The organism is Mesorhizobium sp. CA13, assembly GCF_020165235.1.
Classification (GTDB): Bacteria; Pseudomonadota; Alphaproteobacteria; order Rhizobiales; family Rhizobiaceae; genus Mesorhizobium.
In genome coordinates this window covers 237,107-262,142 of sequence record NZ_JAIUHS010000003.1, presented here as the reverse complement: position 1 = coordinate 262,142, position 25,036 = coordinate 237,107, and the positions used below count along the sequence as shown (strand labels likewise).

At 64.1% G+C, this 25,036-nt stretch carries 22 protein-coding genes; 6 read left to right on the top strand and 16 right to left on the bottom strand.

The window, feature by feature from the left end; all coding sequences use genetic code 11:
• Positions 1 to 21 precede the first annotated feature (21 nt).
• Positions 22 to 753, bottom strand: coding sequence for an SDR family oxidoreductase (locus LB566_RS10175; protein ID WP_224624314.1), 732 nt, complete (start codon positions 751 to 753; stop codon positions 22 to 24).
• Between the two features lie 33 nt (positions 754 to 786).
• Positions 787 to 1,272, bottom strand: a complete 486-nt coding sequence (locus LB566_RS10170) for a VOC family protein (RefSeq protein WP_224624313.1) — start codon at positions 1,270 to 1,272, stop codon at positions 787 to 789.
• A 111-nt stretch (positions 1,273 to 1,383) separates the two neighbouring features.
• Between LB566_RS10170 and LB566_RS10165 the strand changes: the two genes are divergently transcribed.
• Positions 1,384 to 2,295, top strand: coding sequence for a transcriptional regulator GcvA (locus LB566_RS10165; protein WP_224624312.1), 912 nt, complete (start codon positions 1,384 to 1,386; stop codon positions 2,293 to 2,295).
• Between the two features lie 8 nt (positions 2,296 to 2,303).
• Here LB566_RS10165 and LB566_RS10160 read toward each other — a convergent pair whose 3' ends face one another.
• Complete coding sequence (locus LB566_RS10160; RefSeq protein WP_224624311.1) at positions 2,304 to 3,926, bottom strand: ABC-F family ATP-binding cassette domain-containing protein; 1,623 nt, start codon at positions 3,924 to 3,926, stop codon at positions 2,304 to 2,306.
• A gap of 537 nt (positions 3,927 to 4,463) precedes the next feature.
• Between LB566_RS10160 and LB566_RS10155 the strand changes: the two genes are divergently transcribed.
• Entirely contained in the window at positions 4,464 to 5,192 is a 729-nt protein-coding gene (locus LB566_RS10155; RefSeq protein WP_140552300.1) for an SDR family oxidoreductase, read from the top strand.
• On the opposite strand, the gene LB566_RS10150 is transcribed toward LB566_RS10155, so the two are convergent.
• Positions 5,143 to 6,084 carry a LysR family transcriptional regulator gene (locus LB566_RS10150; protein ID WP_224624310.1) on the bottom strand — a complete coding sequence of 314 codons (942 nt, stop codon included), beginning with the start codon at positions 6,082 to 6,084 and terminating at the stop codon, positions 5,143 to 5,145. The genes LB566_RS10155 and LB566_RS10150 overlap by 50 nt on opposite strands.
• Positions 6,085 to 6,097: 13 nt before the next feature.
• A complete protein-coding gene (locus LB566_RS10145; RefSeq protein WP_140552302.1) occupies positions 6,098 to 7,003 on the bottom strand; it encodes a S1C family serine protease in 906 nt (301 codons plus the stop codon).
• A 237-nt stretch (positions 7,004 to 7,240) separates the two neighbouring features.
• On the opposite strand from LB566_RS10145, the gene yghU reads away from it, so the two are divergent.
• Positions 7,241 to 8,107, top strand: a complete 867-nt coding sequence (gene yghU / locus LB566_RS10140; RefSeq protein WP_140552303.1) for a glutathione-dependent disulfide-bond oxidoreductase — start codon at positions 7,241 to 7,243, stop codon at positions 8,105 to 8,107.
• 387 nt (positions 8,108 to 8,494) lie between these two features.
• A complete protein-coding gene (locus LB566_RS10135; protein ID WP_224624309.1) occupies positions 8,495 to 9,235 on the top strand; it encodes a sulfotransferase family protein in 741 nt (246 codons plus the stop codon).
• A 152-nt stretch (positions 9,236 to 9,387) separates the two neighbouring features.
• On the opposite strand, the gene LB566_RS10130 is transcribed toward LB566_RS10135, so the two are convergent.
• The 11 genes from LB566_RS10130 to LB566_RS10080 all read right to left on the bottom strand — a co-directional run bounded on the left by LB566_RS10130 (position 9,388) and on the right by LB566_RS10080 (position 22,134).
• Positions 9,388 to 10,350 (bottom strand): OmpA family protein, encoded by a 963-nt coding sequence (locus LB566_RS10130; RefSeq protein WP_181172565.1) that lies wholly within the window; start codon positions 10,348 to 10,350, stop codon positions 9,388 to 9,390.
• Between the two features lie 33 nt (positions 10,351 to 10,383).
• Positions 10,384 to 11,415, bottom strand: coding sequence for a hypothetical protein (locus LB566_RS10125; RefSeq protein WP_224624308.1), 1,032 nt, complete (start codon positions 11,413 to 11,415; stop codon positions 10,384 to 10,386).
• The gene (locus LB566_RS10120) at positions 11,412 to 12,062 is read right to left on the bottom strand and encodes a hypothetical protein (protein ID WP_140552306.1); all 651 of its coding nucleotides are present in this window, start codon (positions 12,060 to 12,062) and stop codon (positions 11,412 to 11,414) included. Before LB566_RS10120 ends, LB566_RS10125 begins: the two co-directional genes overlap by 4 nt.
• Before the next feature lie 167 nt (positions 12,063 to 12,229).
• A complete protein-coding gene (locus tag LB566_RS10115; protein WP_224624307.1) occupies positions 12,230 to 13,651 on the bottom strand; it encodes a hypothetical protein in 1,422 nt (473 codons plus the stop codon).
• A 243-nt stretch (positions 13,652 to 13,894) separates the two neighbouring features.
• Positions 13,895 to 15,091, bottom strand: coding sequence for an amidohydrolase family protein (locus LB566_RS10110; RefSeq protein WP_224624306.1), 1,197 nt, complete (start codon positions 15,089 to 15,091; stop codon positions 13,895 to 13,897).
• Positions 15,092 to 15,450: 359 nt separating this feature from the next.
• Positions 15,451 to 16,221 (bottom strand): exodeoxyribonuclease III, encoded by a 771-nt coding sequence (locus tag LB566_RS10105; protein ID WP_224624305.1) that lies wholly within the window; start codon positions 16,219 to 16,221, stop codon positions 15,451 to 15,453.
• Between the two features lie 7 nt (positions 16,222 to 16,228).
• A complete protein-coding gene (locus tag LB566_RS10100) occupies positions 16,229 to 16,870 on the bottom strand; it encodes an alpha/beta family hydrolase (protein WP_224624304.1) in 642 nt (213 codons plus the stop codon).
• 189 nt (positions 16,871 to 17,059) lie between these two features.
• Positions 17,060 to 18,166, bottom strand: a complete 1,107-nt coding sequence (locus LB566_RS10095; protein WP_224624303.1) for a tetratricopeptide repeat protein — start codon at positions 18,164 to 18,166, stop codon at positions 17,060 to 17,062.
• On the bottom strand, positions 18,163 to 19,071 hold the full coding sequence (locus tag LB566_RS10090; RefSeq protein WP_140552312.1) for a Ku protein: 909 nt from the start codon (positions 19,069 to 19,071) through the stop codon (positions 18,163 to 18,165). Before LB566_RS10090 ends, LB566_RS10095 begins: the two co-directional genes overlap by 4 nt.
• A 267-nt stretch (positions 19,072 to 19,338) precedes the next feature.
• A complete protein-coding gene (gene ligD, locus LB566_RS10085; protein ID WP_224624302.1) occupies positions 19,339 to 21,822 on the bottom strand; it encodes a DNA ligase D in 2,484 nt (827 codons plus the stop codon).
• Positions 21,823 to 21,909: 87 nt separating this feature from the next.
• Positions 21,910 to 22,134, bottom strand: coding sequence for a hypothetical protein (locus LB566_RS10080; protein ID WP_140499061.1), 225 nt, complete (start codon positions 22,132 to 22,134; stop codon positions 21,910 to 21,912).
• A gap of 340 nt (positions 22,135 to 22,474) precedes the next feature.
• On the opposite strand from LB566_RS10080, the gene LB566_RS10075 reads away from it, so the two are divergent.
• Both LB566_RS10075 and LB566_RS10070 read left to right on the top strand, forming a co-directional pair.
• Positions 22,475 to 23,740, top strand: a complete 1,266-nt coding sequence (locus tag LB566_RS10075) for an NAD(P)-binding domain-containing protein (protein ID WP_224624301.1) — start codon at positions 22,475 to 22,477, stop codon at positions 23,738 to 23,740.
• A gap of 107 nt (positions 23,741 to 23,847) precedes the next feature.
• Positions 23,848 to 25,035 (top strand): ATP-grasp domain-containing protein, encoded by a 1,188-nt coding sequence (locus tag LB566_RS10070; protein ID WP_224624300.1) that lies wholly within the window; start codon positions 23,848 to 23,850, stop codon positions 25,033 to 25,035.
• The last annotated feature ends 1 nt before the right edge of the window (position 25,036 follow it).

Below are 25,036 nucleotides of genomic sequence, written 5' to 3'. Positions count from 1 at the left end.
TGATGGCCCCTGCGATGCCAACTAGATCAGGTTCTGTCCGCCATCGATGCGGATCGTCTCGCCGGTCGTGAATTCGCTTTCCATGAGGTAGAGATAGGCAGGGGCGACGTCGGCGGGCGTAGCGACCTTCCTCGCGGGCAGGCGCTCGGCCATGCCGGCGAAAAAACCGGATTTCGCCTCACCGACGAGTTCGTCCCACATCGGCGTGTCGACCCATCCCGGCGACACGATGTTGACGCGCGTCGGGGCCAACTCCAGCGCCAGCGCCCGGGCGAAATAGCTGAACGAACCGGCGATCGCGGACACCACCGAGCCGCCGGGAACCGGCGGGCGGTCCTTGTTGATGCCTGAGGTGAAGGTCATGGACCCTCCGGCTTTCAGCGTGCGCATGCCATGTTTGGCGAGCATCACGGCGCCGATCAGCTTGTTGTCGACGAAGCGCCGCACGAAGTCCATGTCGGTCTGGCCGATCGGGTCGTTGGGCGGCGGCGTGCCGGCCGTCGAGACGAGGTGGTCGAAGGCACCGGTTTCGTCGAATATCCGGGCAATGTCCGCCTCATCAGTCATATCAGCGGAAAGGCCTCGCACGCGACCGCCCGGGCCGAGCGTCCGTTCCGCGGCCTTGAGCTTTTCGCCCGAGCGGCCGACGATCACCAGCTCCGCGCCGCGCTCCAGCGCGGCTGCCGCTACGCCGAGCCCTATGCCGGAACTGCCTCCGACGACAATAATTCTCTTGCCCTTGAGCGATGCCATGGGAACCTCCGTCTTCAGGATGGACTGCTGGATTTACGCCTTGCCGGCGTGGGCCGCCTCGATATCGGCGACGATGATCTTGCTCATCTTGTACATCGCCTGCCGCGCCCGGCCGGCCTTGTCGCGGTCCGGGTCGTTCATCAGGCGCAGGGCCGCTTCGGGGATCACCTGCCAGTAGACGCCGAATTTGTCCCTCAGCCAGCCGCAAGGCTTTTCCGCGCCGCCGCCCGCCGTCAGCGCGTTCCAGTAATAATCTGTCTCGGCCTGGTCCTTGGTCTCGATGTAGAGCGCGATCCGCTCGTTGAAGGGCGGCATCGAGCCGGCATTGAGCGCGGTGAAGCGCTGGCCCTCGAGCTCGAAGTCGAAAATCGCGTGTGGCACCGTTTTGTTCGTGCCGCCGACGAAGTCGGTGAACTCGATCGCCTCAAGCGCCCGGCCATTCTTGAATACAGACAGATAGAAGTCGCGCGCCTCTTCGGCGTTGAGATTGAACCAGAGGAAGGGGTGAACGGTCGCCATGCTGCTCTCGTGAGGTTTGATCACAAATCCTGCGAGCATTCTGTCCAGCATGCGCTGGACAGACAATCTAAACTTTGGCAAGGATTTGTGATCATATCTCACAGATTGGCCATGATCCGCAGACTTCCCCCACTCAACGCGCTGCCGGCCTTCGAGGCCGCCGCGCGGCATTTGAATTTCTCCAGGGCAGCCGACGAGCTCAACGTCACGCACGGCGCCGTCAGCCGGGCGATCAAGCACCTTGAGGAACAGCTCGGCGTGCTCCTGTTCGAGCGCGCGACGCGCTCGGTGCGCCTCACCGCCGTCGGCGAACCCTATGCGAGGGCGGTCCACGAGATGCTCGACCAGCTTGCGGCCGCCACCCAATCGGCGACGGGCGCCCATTCGGCCTCGACATTGAACGTCTCCACCTCCGACGGCTTCGCGGGAAAATGGCTGGTGCCGCGGCTCTATCGCTTTCATCGCGCGCATGGCGACATCGACGTCAGGATTTCGACGACCGGCAGGTTGACCAATTTCCTTGGCGACGGCATCGACGTCGCCATCCGCTATGGCGCGGGAAACTATCCGGGGCTCACATCGGAATTCCTCACCGGCGAGGAGGTGTTTCCGGTGTGCAGCCCGAGGCTCATGCAGGGCGCCTGGCCCCTGGAGAAGCCCGACGATCTCAGGCACCACACGCTGATCCATGATGGTTTCCCGATCGGCTGGGCGGCCTGGCTGTCCAGCGCGGGAGTGGAAGGCGTGGATCCGCGGAGCGGGATTACCTTCGATTCCGCCACTTTCGCGGTCGAGTCGGCCGTGCAAGGCGAAGGCGTGGTGCTTGGCCGGACCATGCTCGTTGCGGCCGACCTCGCCACCGGAAGGCTTGTCCGCCCTTTCGGCCACGCGCTGAAATCGGTTTCCAGCTTCTACCTGGTCTACCCTCCGGACGCGGTCCGCCGGCGCAAGGTGAAGGCTTTTCGCGATTGGCTCTTTTCGGAAATGACGGCGCAGGGTGCCACGGCCGTTTCCGGAGAGTAGCCTCTGCGCTAGCTTCTCAGTCCCGGTGCCTCCTGCCCGGTGCGCTCGACATATTCGGTGTAGCCGCCACCATAGGTGTGGATGCCTTCCGGCGTCAGTTCCAGCACGCGATTGGACAGCGCCGCCAGGAAATGGCGGTCATGCGAGACGAACAGCATGGTGCCCTCATACTGCGACAGCGCCTCGATCAGCATCTGCTTGGTGGCGATGTCGAGATGGTTGGTCGGCTCATCCAGCACCAGGAGGTTGGGCGGATCGAACAGCATCAGCGCCATCACCAGCCGCGCCTTTTCGCCGCCCGAAAGCACCCGGCACTTCTTCTCGATCTCGTCACCGGAAAAACCGAAGCAGCCGGCGAGTGCCCGAAGCGGAGCCTGGCCGGCCTGCGGAAAATTGTCCTCCAGCGTCTGGAACACGGTGCGCTCGCCTTCGAGCAGTTCCATGGCATGCTGGGCGAAATAGCCCATCTTGACGCTCGGACCGCGCGCCACCGAGCCCTGGTCGGGATCGGACGTGCCGGCCACCAATTTCAACAGCGTCGACTTGCCGGCGCCATTGACGCCCATGACACACCAGCGCTCGCGGCGGCGAACCTGGAAGTCGAGCCCTTCATAGATCGAACGGCTGCCATAGGCCTTGTGGACGTTCTTCAACGTCACGACGTCCTCGCCGCAGCGCGGCGCCGGCTGGAACTCGAAATTCACCGTCTGGCGGCGCTTGGGCGGCTCGACGCGATCGATCTTGTCGAGCTTCTTCACCCGGCTCTGTACCTGGGCCGCATGCGATGCGCGGGCCTTGAAACGTTCGATAAAGGCGATCTCCTTGGCCAGCATCGCCTGCTGGCGCTCGAACTGCGCCTGCTGCTGCTTGTCCGCGATCGCGCGCTGCTGCTGGTAGAATTCGTAATTGCCGGAATAGGCGGTGAGCGAACCACCGTCGATCTCCACCACCTTGTTGACGATTCGGTTCATGAACTCGCGGTCATGCGAGGTCATCAGGAGCGCGCCGTCATAATTCTTCAGGAACTGCTCGAGCCAGATCAGGCTTTCCAGGTCGAGATGGTTGCTCGGCTCGTCGAGCAGCATGGCGTCGGGCCGCATCAGCAGAATGCGCGCCAGCGCCACGCGCATCTTCCAGCCGCCGGAGAGTTTTCCGACGTCGCCGTCCATCATCTCCTGCGAGAAACCGAGACCGTCGAGCACTTCCCGCGCCCGGCCGTCGAGCGCATAGCCGTCGAGTTCCTCGAAGCGGTGCTGCGCCTCGCCATAGCGTTCGATGATCTCGTCCATCCGGTCCGCCTGGTCGGAATCGGCCATAGCTGCTTCCAGCGCCGCCATCTCGGCCGCCACTTCGCTCACCGGCCCGGCGCCGTTCATCACTTCGGCCACCGCGCTGCGGCCATCCATGTCGCCGACATCCTGGCTGAAATAGCCGATGGTGACGCCGCGATCGACCTGCACCTGGCCCTCGTCGGGCTGTTCCTGGCCGGTGATCATGCGGAACAGCGTCGTCTTGCCGGCGCCGTTGGGGCCGACGAGCCCGACCTTCTCGCCCTTCTGCAAGGCGGCCGACGCCTCGATGAAGACAAGCTGACGGCCGTTCTGCTTGCTGATACTTTCCAGTCTGATCATGAGTGGTCCGGGATGATGTGAGGGAATTGTCCCGGCCCATACGCGAATGACAGCGGCGGGGAAAGAGGCGGAAGCGCCGCATCGGACGCAGCGCCCCTTTCCCACGGCGGAGAAGGGAGAAGCGGCGCTGCCATAAGCATTCCCTCGACGGCGGCCACCGCGGCGAAGAACCAGGTGGAGACAGCCGCGCACAAGCACGTCGAGCATCCCAAGAAACACCGCAAGCACACCCGCAAGCACATCGCCAGGAAGCACGCCGTCAGGAAGCCCAGGCTGCGGCTTGATCTTCTCAAGCTCGAACAAGGAGATAGAGCGGCATCTTGATTCTCTTTGATCGCTTCTTCCCGATGTCCTCCCGTAAAAAGGCCGCCACGCGCAAAAAGCATGGCGGCTTTTCTTTGGCGGCAGCGCCATCACGGCTTTCCGTTATGGCCATCCATCGGATATTCCGATGACGCTATCGGCTTCTTCCGTTTCCATTGCCTGCACCTGTCTGTCAATTCCCTGTCATCGATCATCGAGACAAGGGCTGCGGACATGGACATTTCCAACACAAAAACCCTCATCGTCGGCGGCGGCTCCGGCATGGGCCTGGCGCTGGCGCGGCATTGCCTTGATGCCGGCGCCGACGTGATCATCGCAGGGCGCAGCGCGGACAAGCTGCACCATGCCCGCGAGACGCTGGGCAACCCAGCCACGCTGGACACCATTGTGGCCGACATTACCCGCGAGGACGAGGTCGCCGCCCTGTTCGAGCGGATCGGCCAGCTCGGCCATATCGTCAGCACCGCCGCCGACATCGAGGGTGCCTATCAGCTGTTGCCCGCGCTGGATCTCAAGGCTGCGCAAAGGGTGGTGGAAAGCAAGCTCTACGGACCGCTGCTGCTCGCCAAGCATGGTGCGCCCCGGCTATCATCCACGGGCTCCATCACCTTCACCTCGGGTATTGCCGCCTACAGGCCGGCGGCGCGCGGCTCGGTCGTAGCCGCCGTCAACGCGGCGCTGGAAGGGTTGGTGCGGGCGCTGGCGGTCGAACTGGCGCCGATCCGTGTCAATGCTGTGTCGCCGGGCTGGGTCGACACCTCGATCTGGGCTTATGTTGCCGGGGATCGGAAAGACGAGATGCTCAATGCCATGGCAGAGCGGCTGCCCGCCGGTCGGGTCGGCCGGCCCGACGACATCGCCTCGGCCATCGGCTTCCTGATGCGCAATGGTTTTACGACGGGGACAACGCTGCATGTCGAGGGCGGGCATCGGCTGATTTGACCGGCGCGAAGCTCCCGCCTGCGGCCGTCAGCAGCAACTTCAGGGATGGCGGCTGCACGCGCCTGCGCCGCCAGATCATGGCGAGCGCAACCGTGCGGGCCGCGCCTGGCCACGGCATTTCAATGAGTTCGCCCCGCTCCAGCGCCTCGGCCACGGCCATATGCGGCACCAGCGCAAAACCGGCACCCGCCGCCACCAGGCCGGCGATGGTGCCGATGCTGCCGACTTCGCACGCCGGCTTTGGCGCCGCGAGGCCTGCCTCGGTGAAGGCGGTATCGAACATGTGCCGGTAGACGCATCCGGGCTCGGTGGCGACAAAATTCATCGCGGCAAGCCCGGCGAGTTCCTCCCGCACTTGGCCCTGCCCTGGAGGGCCGACCAGCACCAGGGGTTCAGCCGATACGGTTCGCCTCGCCAGCGGTTCATCGCGCCTGAAGGCATCGCCGCGGTCAAAGCAGAAGGCCACATCGATTTCGCCGTCGCCGAGCTTGCGCAGCAGTTCACCGCTGCCGGCGACCGACAAGCGAAAGGCAATGTCGGGATGGCTGGCCTGAAACCGCGCGAGCCAGTGCGCAAGCCTGGTCGAAGCGATCGTCTCCAGAGCGCCGATCGTCAGCGAGCCGCTTACCTGCCCAGCACCTGCCTGAACGGCGGCGCGCGCCTCGTCAGCCAGCATCAGCAACTCTTCCGCGTAAGGCTGCAAGGTTCGGCCCGCTGGCGTGAGGTCCAGACCAATGCGCGAGCGCACGAACAGCGCGGTCCCGAGGTCAGCCTCGAGCGTCTGGATCTGGTCGCTGACGCTCGACTGCGCCAGATGGACTTCTCGTGCGGCACGCGTGATGTTGCGGCTACGCGCCACCGCCAGGAATGTCTTGAGCAATCTGGGATGCATCAGGCGGCTGATATCACTGCAACTGCGGCTTCTTCAGGAAACTGCCGCGATCGGCGGATTTGACGCGCAGCCAGGTTTCGCGGCCGTCGCGCAGGACCCGCATCGGGATCTCGGCGCCGGCCGAACCGCTGTCCCACAGCTTGCGATAGAAATCGGCCAACCCGTCGACCGCGCCGTCGCGTATGTCGGAGATGACGTCGCCCTCGCGCAGGCCCGCCTTGGCGGCTGGGCCGCCTTCGGTCACGCTCATCACCACCACCCGGCCGTCGCTTTCGGCCGAGAGGGCGCCGAGCCATGGCCGTGGCGGCCGCGCCACCTGGCCGCGCGTCAGGAGATCGTCGAGGATCGGCGGCAACAGGTCGATCGGCACCACCATGTTGATATCGGCGACCTCGCCGTTGCGGCTCATCTGCAGGCGCAGCGACCCGACGCCGAGCAGCGCGCCCTTTGCATCGAACAGCGCCGCGCCGCCCCAGGAAGGATGCGCCGGCGCGATGAAGATCGCTTCCTCGAGCAGATATTCCCAATAGCCGGCGAATTCCTGCTTGGTGACGATCCTGGCCTGAACCGACTGGCCGATGCCGTCGGCGAGCACCACGCTGTCTCCGATCCTGGCCCTGCCGGCGTCGCCCAGCGCCACCGCAGGCAGGCCAAGCGGCGCCAGCGCCTGCACCAGGCCGAAGCCCGATTCCTGGTCGTAGGCCAGCGCATGCGCCGGCACGACGCGGCCGTCATGGGTCGTAAGCCATACCTCTTCCGCCTCGGTGATGAGATAGCCGATTGTCAGCACCAGCCCATTGTCGCGGATAACGACGCCGCTGCCTTCGCGCAGCGTGCCCAATGCCCCGGCAGTGAAGGCATCGTCTGGAATGGTGGCGCGCACCGCCACGACTGAGCGTCTGTTGGGATTGATGGGCATACTCTTGTCCTGGACGGGCTTGGGGGTCACGTTCCTATAGGTATGGCACGCGAACCAAGGCGCAAGGGGTTGGGGGCATCCCCTCCTTCCTTTCGAAGCCCGAAGGGAAGATGAGCGGCATGGTCATTGACAATAGTTCAACGCAAGTTGAACTTTCCCGTTTGCAGCCCTAGCTGTAGCTGCAACTGCCCAGTCCCGTTTCCAACCTGTCTCTCCCCCACGATACGAGGCCCTGCGATGACCGAATACACTCCGCCGAAAGTATGGACCTGGAACAAGCCGAGCGGCGGCGCCTTCGCCAGCATCAACCGCCCGATCGCGGGCCCGACGCATGACAAGGTGCTGCCGGTGGGCAAGCACCCGTTGCAGCTCTATTCGCTGGCGACGCCGAACGGCGTCAAGGTGACGATCATGCTCGAGGAATTGCTGGCGCTTGGCCACAAGGGCGCCGAATACGATGCCTGGCTGATCAGAATCAACGATGGCGACCAGTTCGGCAGCGGCTTCGTCGAGGTCAATCCGAACTCCAAGATCCCAGCACTGATGGACCGAAGCGGCGCCACGCCCATCCGCGTCTTCGAGTCCGGTTCGATCCTCACCTATCTCGCCGAGAAGTTCGGCGAGTTCCTGCCGACCGGCCAGCCGGCGCGCGCCGAGACCCTGTCCTGGCTGTTCTGGCAGATGGGCTCGGCCCCTTATCTCGGCGGCGGCTTCGGCCATTTCTACGCCTACGCCCCGACCAAGATCGAATACGCAATCGACCGCTTCGCCATGGAAACCAAGCGCCAGCTCGACGTGCTCGACCGTCGCCTGGCCGAGACCGAATATCTCTCCGGCGCCGGCTACTCGATCGCCGACATGGCGGTCTGGCCCTGGTATGGCGGACTGGCGCTCGGCCGCATGTATAATGATTCCGGCGAGTTCCTTTCGGTGCAGGACTACAAGAACGTGCAGCGCTGGGCGAAGGCGATCGACGAGCGTCCCGCGGTCAAACGTGGACGCATGGTCAACCGCGCCTTTGGCGAACCCGCGATGCAGTTGCACGAACGCCATGACGCCAGCGACTTCGACACGAACACGCAGGACAAGCTGGCGGCCGAATGAAGTGCGGGGGCGGGCAGCGCCGCTGCCCGCTCCCCTTTGATTTGCGAAGCATCGATGACGGCAGCGTCTCACCTGGAAGGAGGCGTGGGCCATCGCGCCAAGTTCGATCAGCGCGGATCCGCTCGGGCGCCTTTCAGGACGGCAATGCGTCTCCTTCTGTCGTCGCCCAACGTCAATAGCGATAGCGGTCCCCTCCCACAGGTCACCTAGAAAATCTGTTGCGCAAATGGCGGCCGAGGCGCAACGTGTTGCCAGCAGATCGATGCATGCGAGCAAATCGATCCTGCGGCGCGGCGTCCGTGCCGCGCAGGGCATGCTTGGGGTTGCAGCGGCGCCAACGTCCTTTTCGGGCGCGGGCACGCCGCTTTGGTTGGGTCGGGGGAACAGATGACGCTCACACTGATCGGGGCCGGTTTCGGCCGCACCGGCACATGGTCGACCTTCGCCGCGCTGAACAGGCTCGGCCTGCCCTGCTATCACATGCAGGAAGTGATCCTGAACAAGGCCAACAAGGGCCATCTCGATTTCTGGCGCAAGGTGGCCAACAGCCCGCCCGGCACGCAGCAGGACTGGAGCCGGGTGTTCGGCAATTACAAGGCAACGGTCGACAATCCCGGCTGCTGCGTGTGGCGCGAACTGATGGCCGCCTATCCCGATGCCAAGGTGCTGCTCACCTTGCACCCGCGCGGCGCGGAAGCCTGGTACGAGAGCACCATCGACACGATCTACTTCACCGAGAATGTCTGGCAGTTCAAGATCCTGGAATGGCTGACGCCGTTCGGCCGGAAATTCGGCGACATGTCACGCAAGCTGATCTGGGGCCGCACGCTAGCCGGCGTCATGGGCAACCGCGCCAAGGCCGTGGCGCGCTACAACGCCTATGTCGAGGAAGTGAAGGCGGCGGTGCCGCCGGAAAGGCTGCTGGTGTTCAAGGTCAGCGAAGGCTGGGCCCCGCTCTGCCACTTCCTCGACGTGGCGCAACCGAACGAACCCTTCCCCAATCTCAACGACCGCGAGACCATCAAGAAGATAATCGCCGACATCATCAAGGGCTCCTACATCATGCTGGGGCTAAGCGTGGCGGCGGTTATGGCGGTGATCGCGGCGCTGTGGTGGTGGCTGGGGTAGTTGGGCGCCGTTCGTCGATCCCTCGGTGCAGCAGGGGCGAAGCGACGCGGCTTTGCGATCCAGGCCACGACGATTGCCAAAAAGCGCTGCGGTCAAAAACAAGGGCGTCGTTGTCGATACCACCAAGCAGGCTGAATCGCGCGATCACCGTGTTAATTGGTGCCGCCGTCCGAGGACCGTCGTACCCGAATTTCAATGCGCCGGCGCTCCCGGATATCGCCACCGTGGCTGCCGTCGGCGATAATGTCTCCCGGCATTACGAGCTGTGCCGCTGACAAGGGAATGATCTTGACACTGCCCAGCCGTCCCGTCTGGATCAATGCGTTCGCTACCGCGATCGCGCGCGAGAGCCCCAGCCCCGCATTGTCGGCCGGCGTCAAATCGCTGATAGCGCTGGCTCCGTTCATCGCCGAGATCGCGGCCGCGTCGAGGTTGGACGGTTTGGCCGGATTGATTTTCTGCTCATCCGTGTGACCGACGATCTCGACGACATCGACTTTGTAGCGTGTCAGCAAAGACAGCACGTCGTCTGTCACCTTGGTCTGCAAACGAGCCCGGAACGCGTCGGTGAGAGCAGCGCTGCCACGTTCAAATGTATAGCCGTCGTCGCTCAACGTTATCATCGGCGGCCACTGCATCGACGATTCAGCGTCCGCGCTCCTGTCGTTGGAGGCCGACAGCGTCTTTTCAAGTCGGTCCAGCAGACGGGGGTCAGCGGCTTTGGCTTCGCTGATTTCGAGCAGCAATTTCCGCAGCGTCGGGTCTGACGTCGGCGCGGCGTCGATGCCCTTTTCCGCGAGCCCGTCAATCACCGCTTTGGCCGCCACGAGCTCGGTCCAGTTGGCTGGCGGCAAAGGAAGCGCCGCTTTTGGAAACAGCGCCTGCAGGCGCGCCAGTTCGGCACGCATGTCGGCAAGCTGGCCCACCGTGATGTCCAGGTTCGCGGAGGCCTGCAGCTCGGCGATCCTCTCATCTTTTCGCTGTGCGATGCTGGCCGATACCAGCAGGAGACAGAAAAGCAGAAGGAGGAGAAGCTCGGCCATCGTGAGCCCAAGCACCACGCCTCGGCGATGGCCGCGTTCCCCTTCGGCGATAAGCGAGGAAGGCATCTTCATCGACATCGTTCCACACTGACCATGCAACGCGCTTTAGCCGCCACGCCAGAGCCGTCTGAATAGACCCTGCCGCGTCGGCGCTCGATCATAACCCTCAAATGTCGCCGCAAGTTTGTCGAGCACATCGCTGGCTCGAAGCGCTTCCGCCGTGGACTGTTCCAGCCCTCGCCGAAGCTCCGCCACATCGCCAAGACGGGAAGAGAAATCGCTCATGGCGGTTTCGATCGCCCGCTGCAAACCGGCCACGACCGGCTCCAGCCGAACCTCGATGACCTTGTCGGGTGTCGACATGCTACCGAGCTTGTCGGCGACCGACTGCGTCGCGGCCGCAATCTGAGTACTGGCGCTGGTCAGGATGGCGTTGATATCGTGAACTGCCTTGGCTGTCTGGTCGATGCCGCCCCGCAGCTCCTTGGTGTCTATTCCATTCTGGATCGCCAGCGAGGATACCCTGATGTGCTCGGAAGCCTCTTTGGCGAGTAGGTCCAGCGACTGGACCAGGGACTTCGCCGAGGTTTCCACTTGCGTTCGTATGTCGTGATAGCCTTCTTGCAGCATCTGCTGGTTGGAGCGTTGGAAATGGTTCATCTCGCTCAGGATGCCATCGAGTTCCCGGCGCACCTTGCGGGACGCTTCTGCAAGCTCGAGACGTGACACGCGTTCCACCTCCATGGGGTCGCGCCGGAGCTGATTGAAGACGATGCGAAATGCAATGCCGGCGATGGTGGAGGAAACCGCGATGCCGAAATTGCGCACGATCTCGTCGACCGCGCCACCGCCCCCATATTGGTAAAGCGAAACGGCGAGGCTGGTGAGCGTGAAGATGAAGCCCATATAGTAGAAGTTGTCGCCGGTTTGATCGTCGCGCAGCCGGAGCCCGCGCGCGATCATGATCATCGCCGCGTAGCCGATCATCAGCGCGATCGGCACAAAGGTAACGACGAATGCCGAGACCGAAAGCGATTTGGCCGCGACGATGTAGGCGGCACCCAGGCCGGTAAAGACGATAAAGACTATTGGCGCCGCAGCGTCCAACTGCCGGCTGGCCGCGCGGGGCCGTCTCACCCTTCAACCCCTTGCAACGACTTGGCGGAGCTGAAAACGCCGTGATTGTAATCAATCCACTGCTGCCAGAATGCCATCAACGCGACGCTGTCGACGGGCGACTTCGCCCGGCGTATGAGCCAGATCGACACATCGCTGCCAGCGAGATCCGTAGCGAACCGGTTTGCCGCGGGCGATTTTTTGAAGGCATCGAAATCTGTGGCGCCCCGGTAGTGGGAGAAGAATTCGGTGTTCTCGAACATGTCCGAAACGACAATCAGCCGCGAGGGGATCGCACGCGCTTTCTGGGCGACCAGATGGCTGACGGCTATCGACTGAATGCCGGCCATGATCGGCGAGCTGTCGGCCTTGTTTGCCTCGACCGCTTTCTCAAGCGCAACCAGCAGCGGCTGGCCGAATCCCGCTTGCCAACGCTCTCGCGCCAGCGCCGCATTGCCGGTGAAAGCACTGAGGTCGCCGCCATTGCCGGGGTTGCACAGCGAGAAGAGTTCTTTCGTATAGGGTGCCGCAGCCGTAAGGGCTCTGATCTCGAGCAAGCCACCGCGCTGGATGCCGGAGGCGGTATCGCGCAATAGGGTCTGGATGTTCAGTTTGGTGACGTCGGCGATTGCATCCGTGGTATCGATCAGGATGATGGTTTGCGACACAGCTCCGACAACCGGGCAAAGCCGATCGTCAAGTTCGACGAGTTGCGAGCGCGCCGAGACATAGACGTAGGTAAAGCCCACTGCCGCGGCAACGAGGCCGAGCGCGAACAGAATGATCCAGCCCCAGTTGAGAAGGTTGGAAGGCGAGCGCCGGGACCGTCGACCGCTCATTGGGCTTCAGGCACCAGCACATCCAGCTCGCGATACTGCTTCAACGCCGCCTCGAACTGTTCACCCAGGCCAACCAGCATCTTGTCGAGGTCGCCTTGCGCATCCTTGATGGAAGCTTGCAATTCGTCGCTGTTCCATTCCCCGTCGCGGAAATACTGAACGCCGATCCGGCCGAGTTGGTATGGCCGCGAAAAGCGCTCCGGCGCGGGTGTCGTGCGTGCCGCGATATTGGCGTCCCTGTAGATTCGGAACAGGCTGTTTGCGGCACGTTCAAGCTGAGCTTGGTGGGCGTCGAACAGCCCAACCAACCGAGAGCGATGCGCCACGATCGCATCGTGTTCTGTCCGCTGCTTGCTGAGATCGGCGCGCGCATCGGCGAGTTCATCCTCGTAACCACTGCGAACATCGGAAAGCTCGCCGATCAGGCCTTGCCGCTTGTTTCGATAATTTGCCCGCGCCTCGTCAAGCCGGTGATCAACCGTGGCGTAGCCTGGATAAGTGTCACGCATGCTGAGCCCGTCGATCAGGGCAAAGAGCGAAAACATCACACCGAGGAAGAAGAGTATCCAGGAGCGAAATTCGTTCAACGCGAATGGCGCGCTTAGCAAGCGTCGCATCACCTCGTCGCCATTGGTCGCGATCGTTCCGGCAACCTCGCGGTAATGCGCCAGTCCCAGATTGATGGCAATCGCGGCGCCGATATAGGCGGCGATGGCCAGAATGCCGACAAATTTACGAAAAATCGAGCGATGCGCGATCTCGCGCACGCCATAGAGGGCGAACATTAGCGCGACGCCGACATTGAGAATCGCGAAGATCAGCGCCTCGACGATGCCGCCGACCAGCCCGAGCTCGTTTCGCTTTGCAAGCAGTTCGCCATTGATGACGAGCTCTGCCATCACCAGCGCCACCACAAAGAGCCATTTCAACGTGGTACCGATGGCCGTGGTTTTCTTGCAGGGGCGGCGAAGCCCGTTCTGATCCTTGAAATCACGATGCCAGGACTCTGCCTCCTTCAGATCGCGCCGCAGCCCATGCAGATCATCGATCCCCATCTGCAATTCGGCTTTCAAGTCGGAGAGACCAGCCGTGGATGCCGCCTTTATATTGGCAAAGCGCGATTCAAAGTCGAGGTCGATGAGACGCTGCCTGAACCCCGCAAGTTGGTTCTCCAGGTGATCGTGGGATTGTTTCTGGGCGGCTCCGACCAATTCGATGATATCGTTTTCAACGGCATCGTAAGGTAGGTCATCGCTTTGAGGCAGATTCTCCCTGCCCCGCTTCTCGCCTTTCTCCGCAAGCCGCATATCCGTTGCAATGCGCTGGACGTCGATGTCGGGGAATGACTCTGTCGTCGGCCTATAGGCATGCGGCGGCCGCAGCAGCCGTTGCTTGAGCTTTTCCAGTGACCCGAACATTCCACCCCACGTACACTCTTCCGACCACCCGGATCGAGGCTAGCGGTAAGCTACGGATTCTTCAACGAGTTTCGCCCAAATCGAAATTCGACCTGAAATATCTCTCGCGGACGCACAGCATCTGCAATTCCGCCGGAATGACTGTCTATTGCTAGGAAGCCGTATTGCACTTCACACCGTATACTGCATGGCCGCTGTTGCTGACCAACGCCGCAGTCTCGATCGCACGGCGAAGCTCTTGCCCTACCCAGCGAGCTTCCCATCCTTCGCGATTTCCCTCCCTCCACGATACACCGTGCGCTCCTTCGGCACCGCCACCACTGCCTCGGGCACATGCTCGGCCCTCAGCGTCACGAAATCCGCCCTGGCGCCGACGGCAATTCCGTAACCTTCAAGTCCGAGCGCCTTGGCCCCGGCATAGCTCACCACGTCGAAGGCCGCTTCCAACTCGCCGTCCTGATAGAAGCCGGAGCGGTAGCCGATCATGTTGGCGCGGTTGAGCATGTCGCCATCACCATAGGGCCACCAGGAATCGCGGATGTTGTCGGAGCCGCCGAATACGGTGACGCCGGCCGCGCGCAGCGCCGCCACCGGCGGGAAGGCGTGGTTGCCGGGTGCGTTGGTCATGATGGCGACGCCCGATCCGGCGAGCATTTCGCCGGCCTTGGCCAATGCCTCGGGGCCGATATCGCCCAAGGTATAGGCGTGGCTGACGCAGACACGGCCTTGCATGCCGAGCGCCTTGGTGCGCGCGGCGATCTCCTCGATCTGGAACAAGCCGAGGCTGCCGCCGTCATGCAGATGGATATCGACGCCAGCGCCATGCTTTTGCGCCAGCCCGAACACCACGTCGAGATGGCTCTTCACGTCGCGGTCGAAGCTTGCCGGGTCGAGCCCGCCAACGAGATCGCAGCCGAGCCTGAGCGCCTCGTCGAGCAGTTCCGGCGTGCCCGGCGACGACAGGATTCCGCTTTGCGGGAAGGCGACGATCTGGATGTCGATGCGCTCGCGATAGGTCTCACGCACGGCCAGGATCGTCTCCATATGCCTCAGCCCGACCGAGCCATCGACCATGACGTGGCTGCGCAGGGCAAGGCTGCCGTTGCCGATACAGAGTTCGAGCTGGTTCTTCGCCCGCTCTGCCATGGGCGCCGCCGCCGCGAGGTTACGCGCCTGGAAGTTAACGCGCTCGCGCACATCGAAACCGTCACTGCAGGGAATATGCGGGCGCCACGCATCGCCGTAAAAGGAGGTGTCGAGATGGATATGGCCCTCGACGAAACCCGGCACCACGAGCACGCCGCCGAGATCGATGATGGTAGCGTCGGCGGCCACTTCGCCACCAGCCGGCGCGACAGCGCTGAAGCGACCGCCGGCGACGGCAAGGTCGACCAGCGCGCCGCTGTTCAGCTTTGCGTTTCGGAAAATGGTGGTGTTCAAGATTGGGAAGATCCTTCGCTGCTGTCGACATCATCCACCATGAGCGCATGGCTGGCGTCAACGCCGCAACAGGTGGAAACAGTTTCCAAGGGACCGCGAAGATCCGGCCCGAACAAGGCCATAGTCGCACATCTTGAATCGGCACGACAGGCCTGCTTCCTGGCTCGTTGACTCCGGCGCCCCGGGGAACAGCGCCTTCGCATCACCGCCGGCTGGTAGCGGGCCGCCGTCGGCACCGTAGCGTCGGCAGCGAAGCCGGCCCTATCGCTGTCGAAAGGGCGGGCTGAAGCCGACTACAGGGCGGGACAGAGGCAGGAGACCGCAAGAGATCTGGCATCCCGCGCCGTCAGCGGCCGCCCTCACCCCAACTCCACCCACACCGGCGCGTGGTCGCTGGCGCCGCCCTCACCGCGCACGCCGCGGTCGATGCCGGCAGCCCTGAGCTTGCGGGCGAGCATCTTCGACAGCAGGATATGATCGAGCCGCAAGCCCGCATCGCGCGGCCAGCGGTTCCGTCGGTAATCCCAGAAGGTGTAGAGCGTCTCTTTGGGGTAGACCTTGCGCAGTGCGTCCGTCCAGCCTTGCTCGATGAGCGCCGCAAAGGCTGCCCGGCTTTCCGGCTGTACCAGCGCGTTATCGTCGTAGGAGCGCGTGGCATAGATATCGCGCGGCTCGGGCACGATGTTGTAGTCGCCCGCCAGCACCACCGGCAGCCCGGTATCGAGCAACTGTTCGGCATGTGCGGCCAGCCGCGCGTGCCAGGCGAGTTTGTACTGAAATTTCGGCCCCGGCTGCGGGTTGCCGTTCGGCGCGTACAGGCAGCCGATGACGATGCCGTTCACCGCCGCCTCGATGTACCGGCTCTGCCTGTCCGCATCGTCGCCGGGCAGCACGTCGCGCGTCAGCACCGGCTCGGCGCCCCGCGCCAGTATGGCAACGCCGTTCCAGGTCGGCTCCCCCTTCCACACCGCGCCGTAGCCGGCATCGGCCAGGGCAGTGCGCGGAAACTGCATATCGCGCGCCTTCAATTCCTGAAGGCAGACCACATCGGGGCTTGCCGCCGCCAGCCAGGTCAGCAGATTCTTCAGCCGGCTGTTGACGTTGTTGATGTTGAAGGAGGCGATTTTCATCGGCGGGTCAAGAGACGACCTTGCCCCAAGCCTTCACCGTCTCCGCTAGCGTCTTCAGATGATCGGCCGTCGAAAACCCCGAAATGCTCTTGCGCGGCTTCAGATCGTGGTCGCCATCCCTGAGCCAGATCACCTCAATGCTGTCGGAGAGCCCATAACCGGCCACCTCGTCGGGCGTGCCGAACTCGTCGCGCGTGCCCTGGAAGATCAGCGTCGGCGTCGTCAGCCCTGCCAGATGCTTGGTCCGCAACTGCTCGGGCTTGCCGGGCGGATGGAAGGGATAGCCGAGGCAAAGCAGGCCCGAGATTTCGCCCTTGGCGAACATCTCGTCCGCCACCATCGAGGCGACGCGCCCGCCCATCGACTTGCCGCCGATGATCAACGTCCCGGTCACGCCCCTCGCCCTGAGGTCGGCGATCGCCTTGATGTATTCCGGGTTCACCGTCTCGGCGCGCGGCGGCGGCTTGCGGTGGCCGTAGCGGCGGGCCGCCATATAGTGGAACTCGAACCGCGCGACCTGAAAGCCCACGGCCGCCAGCGCCTTGGCGGTGGCGGTCATCGAGGGAGAATCCATCGACGCGCCGGCGCCATGGGCAAGCAGGATGGTGACCGGGGCGGTGTCGTCGCCGTCGAAGAGGAAGCTGGTCATGGAATAGGACTCCCGTGGCTCGGCATTGGTGACCCCTTCTCCCCTTGTGGGAGAAGGTGGCCTCGCGAAGCGAGGTCGGATGAGGGGTGTTCCAGGGAACGCAAACGCCTCATTCCGTCACGCACCCCTCAACCGTCTCGGCGCTGCGCGCCGATCCACCTTCTCCCACAAGGGGAGAAGGAAAGAGCCTCACCCCGCCGACTTCGCCAGTTGCATATCCACGAACTGCACGCCCCTGGCCGCTACGCCGGCCCATTCGGATTCGGAATCGAGCTCCAGATAGCGCGCCCACAGCCGCCGCGCCTCGAGCAGTTCGCCGGCATCGAATTCGAGCCGGGCCAGATTGAACACCGGGTCGGCGTAATCGCTGTCGAGCGCGATGGCCTTGCGCAAGTGCCTTCGCGCCGACGCCGTCTTGCCTTCCTCGCTCATCAGCCCGGCGAGGTTGAACCAGGCCTCGACGAAAGCCGGATCGAGCTTGATCGCGCGCGCATAGTCATGGGCCGCTTCCGCCGGATGGCCGCCGGCGCGCAGGCAATTGGCGCGGTTGAAGGCGGCGATCGCGTCGCCTGGATCGATGGCAAGGCAGCGTTGGTAGAGCGCGGCGGCACCGTCATGGTCGCCGTCCTGCTCCGCCGCTTCGGCATCGGCGAAGAGCTCTTCCAGCGGATCGTCGTCGGAGGCGCCGAGATCGAACAGCAATTGCCCGTCGAGCTCGCTCTCGCCGCCATCCAGATAGATCGCGTCGGGCCGCCCGAATGCCGAGCCGACCGCGAGCGACTTGGCGGTGAGCGAAGCCACCGGGCCGGAACGGTGCACCGAGCGCGCGATAGCGCCCCATGTCGCGCCACCGGCGACCAGCCCGGCATATTTGCGCGCCAGGATCAGGTCGCGGAAGGAATAGGGTTCCGAGTCATGTTCGAAGGCATCGAACAGCGACAAGAGATCGAGGTCGGCGCCGGACAGCCGCGACTGATCGATCAGCGATTGCCGCGACAGCGAGGAGGCCTCGGGCGCCTTCATCAGTCCAAGCAGGCGCAGAAAACCGTTCTCGCTGAGCAATGCACGCCCGGCGCCGCGCTCGGCGGCGACGCGGCGTTCAATCTCGACATCGCCGGTCTTCGTAAGCCCGGCCTTGACCAGAAGACCGCGACCGAACACGACATGCGTGGTGCGCCGGGTGACGCCGCGCCTGAGTTCGCCATGCTGGCGCGCGACCTCGCGCGCCGCCAGCCTGAGCGGAAAGGCCGCCAGCGCACCGATCGTGCTGTATATGGCGCCGGCTGGTGCCGTCACTTCTTGCTCTTGCCGACCGCCTTCAGCAGGTTGGCTTTCAGCGGATTCTCAGCAGCCCCACCCGCGGCCGCCTTGGCCTTGGCGGCGGGCTTCTCGTCGGCCTTGCTCTTCGACTTGGCCGGCGGCTTCGACTGCGACTGCGACAGGCTCGCCTTCAGCGCATCCATCAAATTGATGACGTTGCCGCGCTCGGGTGCCGCCGCGATGATCGGCTTGTGCCCTTTGAGCTTCTCGCGGATCATCGCCATCAGCGCGATCTCGTAGCGATCCTCGTAGTTCTTCGGATCGAAGGTGGTTTCCTTCTGCTTGATCAGCGCTTCGGCCAGTTCGAGCATTTCCGGGTCTGGGTTGCCGGCCGGGATGTTGCCGAAATATTCAGCCGTGCCGCGCACTTCGTTTGGATTCCTCAACGTACACACGAACATGCCGTTTTCGCGCGCGCCGATCGTCACCACGCGCTCGCGGCTGGACAGGACCAGCCGGGCGATCGCCAGCTTGCCGGATTTGCGCATCGCTTCGCGCAGCACGGCGAAAGTCTCCTCCGCCATCGCGCCGTCCGGCGCCATGTAGTAGGGCGCGTCCTGGTAGATGACGTCGACCTCGTCCTCGTCGACGAAGGCCTCGATGTTCATCGTGTGGTTGGATTCGATGCGCACCGCGTCGAGGTCGCTGTCGTCGATGATGATGTACTGCTTGTCCTCGTACTCGTAGCCCTTGACCAGGTCCGAACGCTCGACCAGTCCGAGTTCCGGATCGACCGGCTTCATGTTGATGCGGTTGTGGGTCTTCTTGTGCAACTGGTTGAACGAGATGCGCTCGCTGGCGCTGGTGGCGGGGTATAGCCGCACTGGACAGCTCACCAGACTGAGCTTGAGGTAACCTTTCCAACTTGCCCTGGGCGCCATGATGAACTCCTACGCGGCCATGCACTGTCACACCGGTGCAGCGCTGTTCGTCCACAGGACGAACGAGGCTGCGCAAATCCTACACCGACCCCGCATGATACAGGCAAATCCCTGACGAAATCTTCCGCTGTGCCTTTGAGGTCGTTGGGACAGAATAATTCAAATTGTCGGAAGCGTCGATGGCGCGCAAGGCGCAGGTGATTGGCCGAATGCCGCGAGGCTTCGTGATCCTGGGGTCTGCGCGCGTCGCTTCGCTCTTGCTTCGCCCTAGGTCTTCAAGGCTGGCAAATCCCGCGCAAACTCGTCAATCTCCGCCCACGGATCGCCCGACGTCTCCAACAACCCCGGCAGCGACGAGTAGTTCAGATCCTGCGGCGCGTCGATCGCCTCCAGATCGCTCCAGCTCACCGGCGTCGAGGCCGGCAGGTTGGTGCGGGCGCGCAGCGAATAGGGGGCGGCCGAGGTGTGGCCGCGCGCGTTGCGGTGATAGTCGATGAAGATGCGTTTCTTGCGGTTGTCCTTCCCCATGGTGGTGGTGAATGTGTCGGGCGCGGTGGACGCCAGATGCATTGAGATGACGCTGGTCGCCTGGTGCAGCTTCTTCCAGTTCTGCCTGGGAGTCACCGGCACGGTGATGTGGATGCCGTTGCCGCCGGAGGTTTTTGCGAAAGGCACCAGCCCTAGCCCCTCCAGCTCGCCCTTGATGTGGACGGCGGCCTCCACCACTTCGCGCCAGGCAATCCCCTCGCCCGGATCGAGGTCGAAGACGATCTGGTCCGGCCTGTCGAGGCTGGTGCGGTGCGTGCCCCAGGTGTGGAACTCGACGACGCCGAACTGCGCCAGCGCCAGATAGCCCTTTGCGCCCTCGACCGAGAGATAAGATTTGGTCTCGCCCTCGGAATTGGTCGCCTGGAACGTCACCACGGAGGGCGGCATGCCGGTGAAGGCGTGGCGCTGGAAGAAACAGTCCTTGGGCAGGCCGGTCGGGCAGCGCACCAGCGACACCGGGCGGCCCAGTATGTGCGGCAGCATGAAATCGCCGACCAGCGCGTAGTAGACGGCGATATCGAGCTTGGTCGGCCCGGTCTTGCCGAACAGCCGCCTGGTCGGATTGGTGACCCAGATCGTGGCGAGGTCGGCCTCCGCGATCAGCCGCTTGCGCTTGGCCGAGACCGGCGTCGACAGGCCGACATCCCTGAGGCCGCGAAACACGCCATGGCGCAACGAATTGTCCGCCGTGCGGTTGGCGTAATGGATGCGCGCCGAAAACAGCGGCTTCACCCAGTGCATCTCGCGCATGATTTCGCGCGGCACGCCTTCCGGCGCCGTGGCGCCCGCTGTCAGCGGCTCCAGCCGGGCGAGCAGGTCGGCCGCGGTCTCGGCGTCGAAACCGGTGCCGACCTTGCCGCGATAGTGCAGCTCGCCGTCCTGCCATTCGGCCATGCCGAGTGCGGCCAGCCCTTCCGCCGCTTGCGAGGTCGTGTAGCCGGCGATGACGAAATCGTCCCTCTCGAGCGCCTTGCACTTGGTCCAGCTCTTGGTGCGACCGCTCTGGTAGGTCGCGGTGGCGCGCTTGGAGACGACGCCTTCCAGGCCGAGCTCCGTCGCCTGGTCGTACAGCCCCTGCCCGGAGCCCTCGACATGGTCGGAGAACTGGATCGCGGAATTGGCGCCGAGGCCGGCGAGCAGTTCGGCCAGCAGCGCCTTGCGCCTCTCCAGCGGCGCCTTGCGCAGATCCCAGCCGTCGAGATGGAGGAGATCGAAGGCGTAGAAATGCAGCTTGCTGCCGGCGCCTTCGGCCAGCGCGTCCTGCAGCAGCGCGAAACGCGAAATGCCCTTGCCGTCGAGCACGACGATCTCGCCGTCGATAATGGCCTCGCGGCACGGCAGCTTGGCGAAGGCATGCGGCAGATCGCCATAGCGTTTTGTCCAGTCGATGCCGCCGCGAGTGATCAGCCTGACCTCGCCATCGGTCAGATGCGCCATGGTGCGGTAGCCGTCGAACTTGATCTCGTGCAGCCAGATCTCGCCGGTGCGGTCGCCAGGATCGTCACCGCCCGGCGGTTTCGGCACCTGTGTCGCCAGCTGCGGCTCTATGCGGGCGGCGGGCGAGGCCTTGACCGCGCCGGGCAAGGCGCAGGGCTTCAGCGTGCCGGGCCTTGGCGCAGCCTTGGCCGGCGGCTTCACCAGGTCCTCGATACGGCGGCCGGACTTCACGCTCTCCGGCCGTGCTTCCAGGATATCAAGCGTGGGATTGGAGGCGAGGTCGCGCTCCTTGAACAGAAGCCAGTTCTTCTTGCCCTCATCCTCGCCGGGCTTCGGCTTCAGCCTGGTCAACATCCAGCCGCCATTGAGCTTCTGGCCCGCCAGCCGGAACTTGAAGGCGCCGGTGCGCAAGCTCTTCTCGACATCCTCCATCGGCGCCCAGGTGCCGGCATCCCAGACGATCATCGGCCCGCCGCCATACTCGCCCTCGGGGATGACGCCTTCGAAGTCGATATATTCGAGCGGATGGTCCTCGGTCTCGACAGCCAGCCTTTTGTCGGCCGGATTGAGCGAGGGCCCGCGCGGTACCGCCCAGCTCTTCAGCACGCCGTCAACCTCCAGGCGCAGGTCGTAGTGATCCGCCGTGGCATGGTGCTTGTGGACGACGAAGCGATTGCCGTCGCCTAAGATTAGCCCGCCGGCCGGTTCCGGCGTTTTGGTGAATTCGCGCTTGGCGCGATAGGTTTTGAGTTCGGCGGGGGGCATGTCAAAAGCCGAGCCTGGTGGAAACCAACAACCGCCTCGTTCGCCTTAGGGCGCTACCTTTGCACCACTCGCGATCTTTCACCACACTCAATCGTCGGCAGCCGGCGTCAGTTCGAGCTCCGCGGGCGACAGGCCCTGTCGCAACTGGCTCAACCGGAATTCGTCGACCCAGTAGGCCTCGCCATCGACCAGCACACGCGCTCTATAGGTGCCGCCTGAAAAACTCTGCGCGGTGATGTAGACCTTATGGCGATCGAGCGCCTTGCGCACCGCGGCGCGCTTGGAGTTCTGGCTGTTCACGGCACTGGACATGCGTTTCGCCCTCGGTCGCCCTGACACGGAACTCGACCGCTCTTCGCGGTCCGGCGACTGACCCCAAGGATGGCGGAGAGCGGCGCGGGTGTCAATTTCCTCGCCGCGGCGGCTCCCTGCAAGACGCAAGCACAGCCGACGGCATCGGATCGGTTAGGTCGGCGAATCTGCGGCTGGAACAATATGAGACCCTGTTTGGCATACGCGCCGCGGCGGCGCGGCGCTTCTGCTTTCCGCATTGTTAACCTCGGCGCGCCTAGGAATAGGGCGGGCTCCGGCCGCGGCGCCAATGCGTCAGAGCGGCGCGGGGATGGCGCGGCCATCCAGGAGAACAAGGTTCATGACCGCTTCCGTGCGAAGCAATGACTGTGAAGTGGCTGTTGTCGGCGCCGGACCTTTCGGACTTGGCGTCGCCACGGCGCTCAGGGCAGCTGATGTAGACGTGCTTGCCTTTGGCAGCCCGATGGGCTTTTGGCGCGAGAACATGCCTCGGGGCATGCGGCTTCGCTCGCCCTGGCGCGCAACCTTTATCGGTAACCCGAACGGCCCGCTGTCCCTCGATTCCTACGCCAGCGGCCAGCGCGTCCGTTTGCGCGAGCCATTGCTGCGGCAAGATTTCGTCGACTATGGAATGTGGGTTCAGGCTCAGGCAATTCCGGATCTCGACACGCGCATGGTGAGCCGTGTCGAACGGACCAATGCGGGATTCCGGCTGATCCTTGCCGACGGCGATGCGGTTCGCGCCGGGCGCGTCATCGTCGCCATGGGCCTGAAGAACCAGGAACTGGTGCCCGCCGCCTTCAGTGGCCTACCTTCCGAATTGGTCAGCCACACCAGCGCGCACACCGGATTCGAAGCCTTGGCCGGCAAGCATGTCGCCGTCGTCGGGCGCGGACAAAGCGCCTGCGAATCCGCCGTCCTGCTGAGAAAGGCGGGAGCCGACGTCGAACTCGTCTGCCGGGGCGACATCCATTGGCTGGGCGCGCCGTCCAGCAGGCGGGGCCGCAATGTGCTAGGCGCCGCCGAGGAACTCCTGGCGTCGCCCTCGCGCGTCGGTCCCTTCCCGTTGTCATGGCTGATCGAGGCGCCGGGTCTCGTGCATGGCTTGCCGGCGGCGGCGCGACGCTGGGTCAATGCGCGTGGCCTCAGGGCCGGCGCGTCGGGCTGGCTGCTGCCGGACATCGGCGGCATCAAGGTCAAGGCCGGCCGCGTGATCGTCGACGCCTCCGCCAGCAACTCCGGAATAGACTTGCGGTTCGAGAACGGCTCGACCGCTTACGATCACGTCCTGCTCGCGACCGGCTACCGCATAGATATCAGTAAGCTTGGGCTCTTCGCCCCCGACTTCCTCGACGCAATCGCCTGCCACGACGGATCGCCGATCCTTTCCGCGGGACTGGAATCGAACATTCCCGGGCTGCATTTCGTCGGCGCCAGCGCGGTCGCGAGTTTTGGCCCGTTGATGCGTTTCACCGCCGCCACCCCGTATGCGGCGCGGGCCGTCACCCGTTTCATACGCGCCGCGAGACACAAGGGCCAGAACGCACGGCGCTCTACCGTGAGACTGGGCGAGGCCTCGGCTCCCGTCGGGACGAAGCCCCGTTGAGCGTCGCCGGCCGCGCCATGTATCAGCGCGATCGGGCGGGGCTCTCGCCTCTCAAAGCGGAAGAGCTGGGCAACCGGCCGTGCCGGACAACATGTGAGGGTGGAGGCTTGGCACCGTCAGGCGCAGTGTTTCTTGGTGGCGCGCACGGCACGCTTGCCCTGGCGCGCAGCCTCGGCGCCCAAAAAGTGCCCCTCACCTACATCACCAATGATTCGCCGCTGCCGGGCTGGTCGCGATTTGTCGGAGCCACCATCCGCTGGCCCGGCCCGAACGATGAGCGGGCGCTGCCGTTTCTGCTGGAAGCGGCGCGTAAACACCGTCTGGAGGGATGCCTCCTGGTTCCGGCCGCCGATCCAGAGGTTCGCCTGGTCTCTGAAAACCTCGCTGCCCTGTCGGCGCTCTACAGGATCGTGCTGCCCTCCTGGGATGCGCTGCAGTGGGTCTGCGACAAGCCGTTCCTCTACAGGCGGGCAACCGAGTTGCGGCTGTCCATTCCAAGGACCTATGACATCGCATCCATGGCGCAGGCCTCATCCCTGGACATGGTTTTTCCGGTCGTTCTCAAGCCTCACATGGGTGGCGGCAACACCCGCATCGCCAGGGCCAAGGTCGTCCAGGCCGACGACAGGGCCTCGTTTCTCGCCGCCTATCGCGACGCGGCCGAACAGATCGGCGGCCAAAACGTCGTCGTGCAGGAGCGCGTGCCGGGCGGGGGAGAAAGCCAATTTTCTTACGCCGCGCTCTGGAACGAGGGCAAGCCGATCGCGGAGTTCACGGCGCGCCGCTCGCGGCAATATCCGGTCGACTTCGGCTATACCAGCACCTTCGTCGAGATCGTCGACGAGCCCCGCGCCGTCGCCGCCGCGCGCATATTGCTGTCGTCGATCGGCCATAGCGGCCTGGTCGAGGTCGAATTCAAGCACGATTGTCGCGACGGCACGCTCAAGCTTCTCGACGTCAATCCGCGCCCCTGGTCCTGGTTCGGACTTTGCGCGCCCGCCGGCGTCGACCTGGGAGCGATGCTGTGGGAGACAGTGAACGGCCGGGCCGCCGCAGCCGCCACCCCTCGTCCGGGAACGGCATGGATGTATCTGGCCCGCGACGCTGTTTCGTCCGTGACGCTGATGTGGCGCGGTAGCCTCGGCATCGCGGCCTATCTCAACTCCTTCGCGACGGTTCGATCCTGGGCGGCGTTCGCCTCAAACGATCTGCTGCCGGGGCTGATCGAACTGCCGCTGACGGCATGGCGGGTGCTGACGAAACGGCTGCTGAACCCGTCCGGCCGCCGGCGCTGAC

What these genes read in the sequence shown, in the direction of transcription:
- LB566_RS10175 (WP_224624314.1), bottom strand. Translation starts at nt 753, where the DNA reads ATGGCATCGCTCAAGGGCAAGAGAATTATTGTCGTCGGAGGCAGTTCC.
- LB566_RS10170 (WP_224624313.1), bottom strand. Translation starts at nt 1,272, where the DNA reads ATGGCGACCGTTCACCCCTTCCTCTGGTTCAATCTCAACGCCGAAGAG.
- LB566_RS10165 (WP_224624312.1), top strand. Translation starts at nt 1,384, where the DNA reads ATGATCCGCAGACTTCCCCCACTCAACGCGCTGCCGGCCTTCGAGGCC.
- LB566_RS10160 (WP_224624311.1), bottom strand. Translation starts at nt 3,926, where the DNA reads ATGATCAGACTGGAAAGTATCAGCAAGCAGAACGGCCGTCAGCTTGTC.
- LB566_RS10155 (WP_140552300.1), top strand. Translation starts at nt 4,464, where the DNA reads ATGGACATTTCCAACACAAAAACCCTCATCGTCGGCGGCGGCTCCGGC.
- LB566_RS10150 (WP_224624310.1), bottom strand. Translation starts at nt 6,084, where the DNA reads ATGCATCCCAGATTGCTCAAGACATTCCTGGCGGTGGCGCGTAGCCGC.
- LB566_RS10145 (WP_140552302.1), bottom strand. Translation starts at nt 7,003, where the DNA reads ATGCCCATCAATCCCAACAGACGCTCAGTCGTGGCGGTGCGCGCCACC.
- yghU (WP_140552303.1), top strand. Translation starts at nt 7,241, where the DNA reads ATGACCGAATACACTCCGCCGAAAGTATGGACCTGGAACAAGCCGAGC.
- LB566_RS10135 (WP_224624309.1), top strand. Translation starts at nt 8,495, where the DNA reads ATGACGCTCACACTGATCGGGGCCGGTTTCGGCCGCACCGGCACATGG.
- LB566_RS10130 (WP_181172565.1), bottom strand. Translation starts at nt 10,350, where the DNA reads ATGAAGATGCCTTCCTCGCTTATCGCCGAAGGGGAACGCGGCCATCGC.
- LB566_RS10115 (WP_224624307.1), bottom strand. Translation starts at nt 13,651, where the DNA reads ATGTTCGGGTCACTGGAAAAGCTCAAGCAACGGCTGCTGCGGCCGCCG.
- LB566_RS10105 (WP_224624305.1), bottom strand. Translation starts at nt 16,221, where the DNA reads ATGAAAATCGCCTCCTTCAACATCAACAACGTCAACAGCCGGCTGAAG.
- LB566_RS10100 (WP_224624304.1), bottom strand. Translation starts at nt 16,870, where the DNA reads ATGACCAGCTTCCTCTTCGACGGCGACGACACCGCCCCGGTCACCATC.
- LB566_RS10090 (WP_140552312.1), bottom strand. Translation starts at nt 19,071, where the DNA reads ATGGCGCCCAGGGCAAGTTGGAAAGGTTACCTCAAGCTCAGTCTGGTG.
- ligD (WP_224624302.1), bottom strand. Translation starts at nt 21,822, where the DNA reads ATGCCCCCCGCCGAACTCAAAACCTATCGCGCCAAGCGCGAATTCACC.
- LB566_RS10080 (WP_140499061.1), bottom strand. Translation starts at nt 22,134, where the DNA reads ATGTCCAGTGCCGTGAACAGCCAGAACTCCAAGCGCGCCGCGGTGCGC.
- LB566_RS10075 (WP_224624301.1), top strand. Translation starts at nt 22,475, where the DNA reads ATGACCGCTTCCGTGCGAAGCAATGACTGTGAAGTGGCTGTTGTCGGC.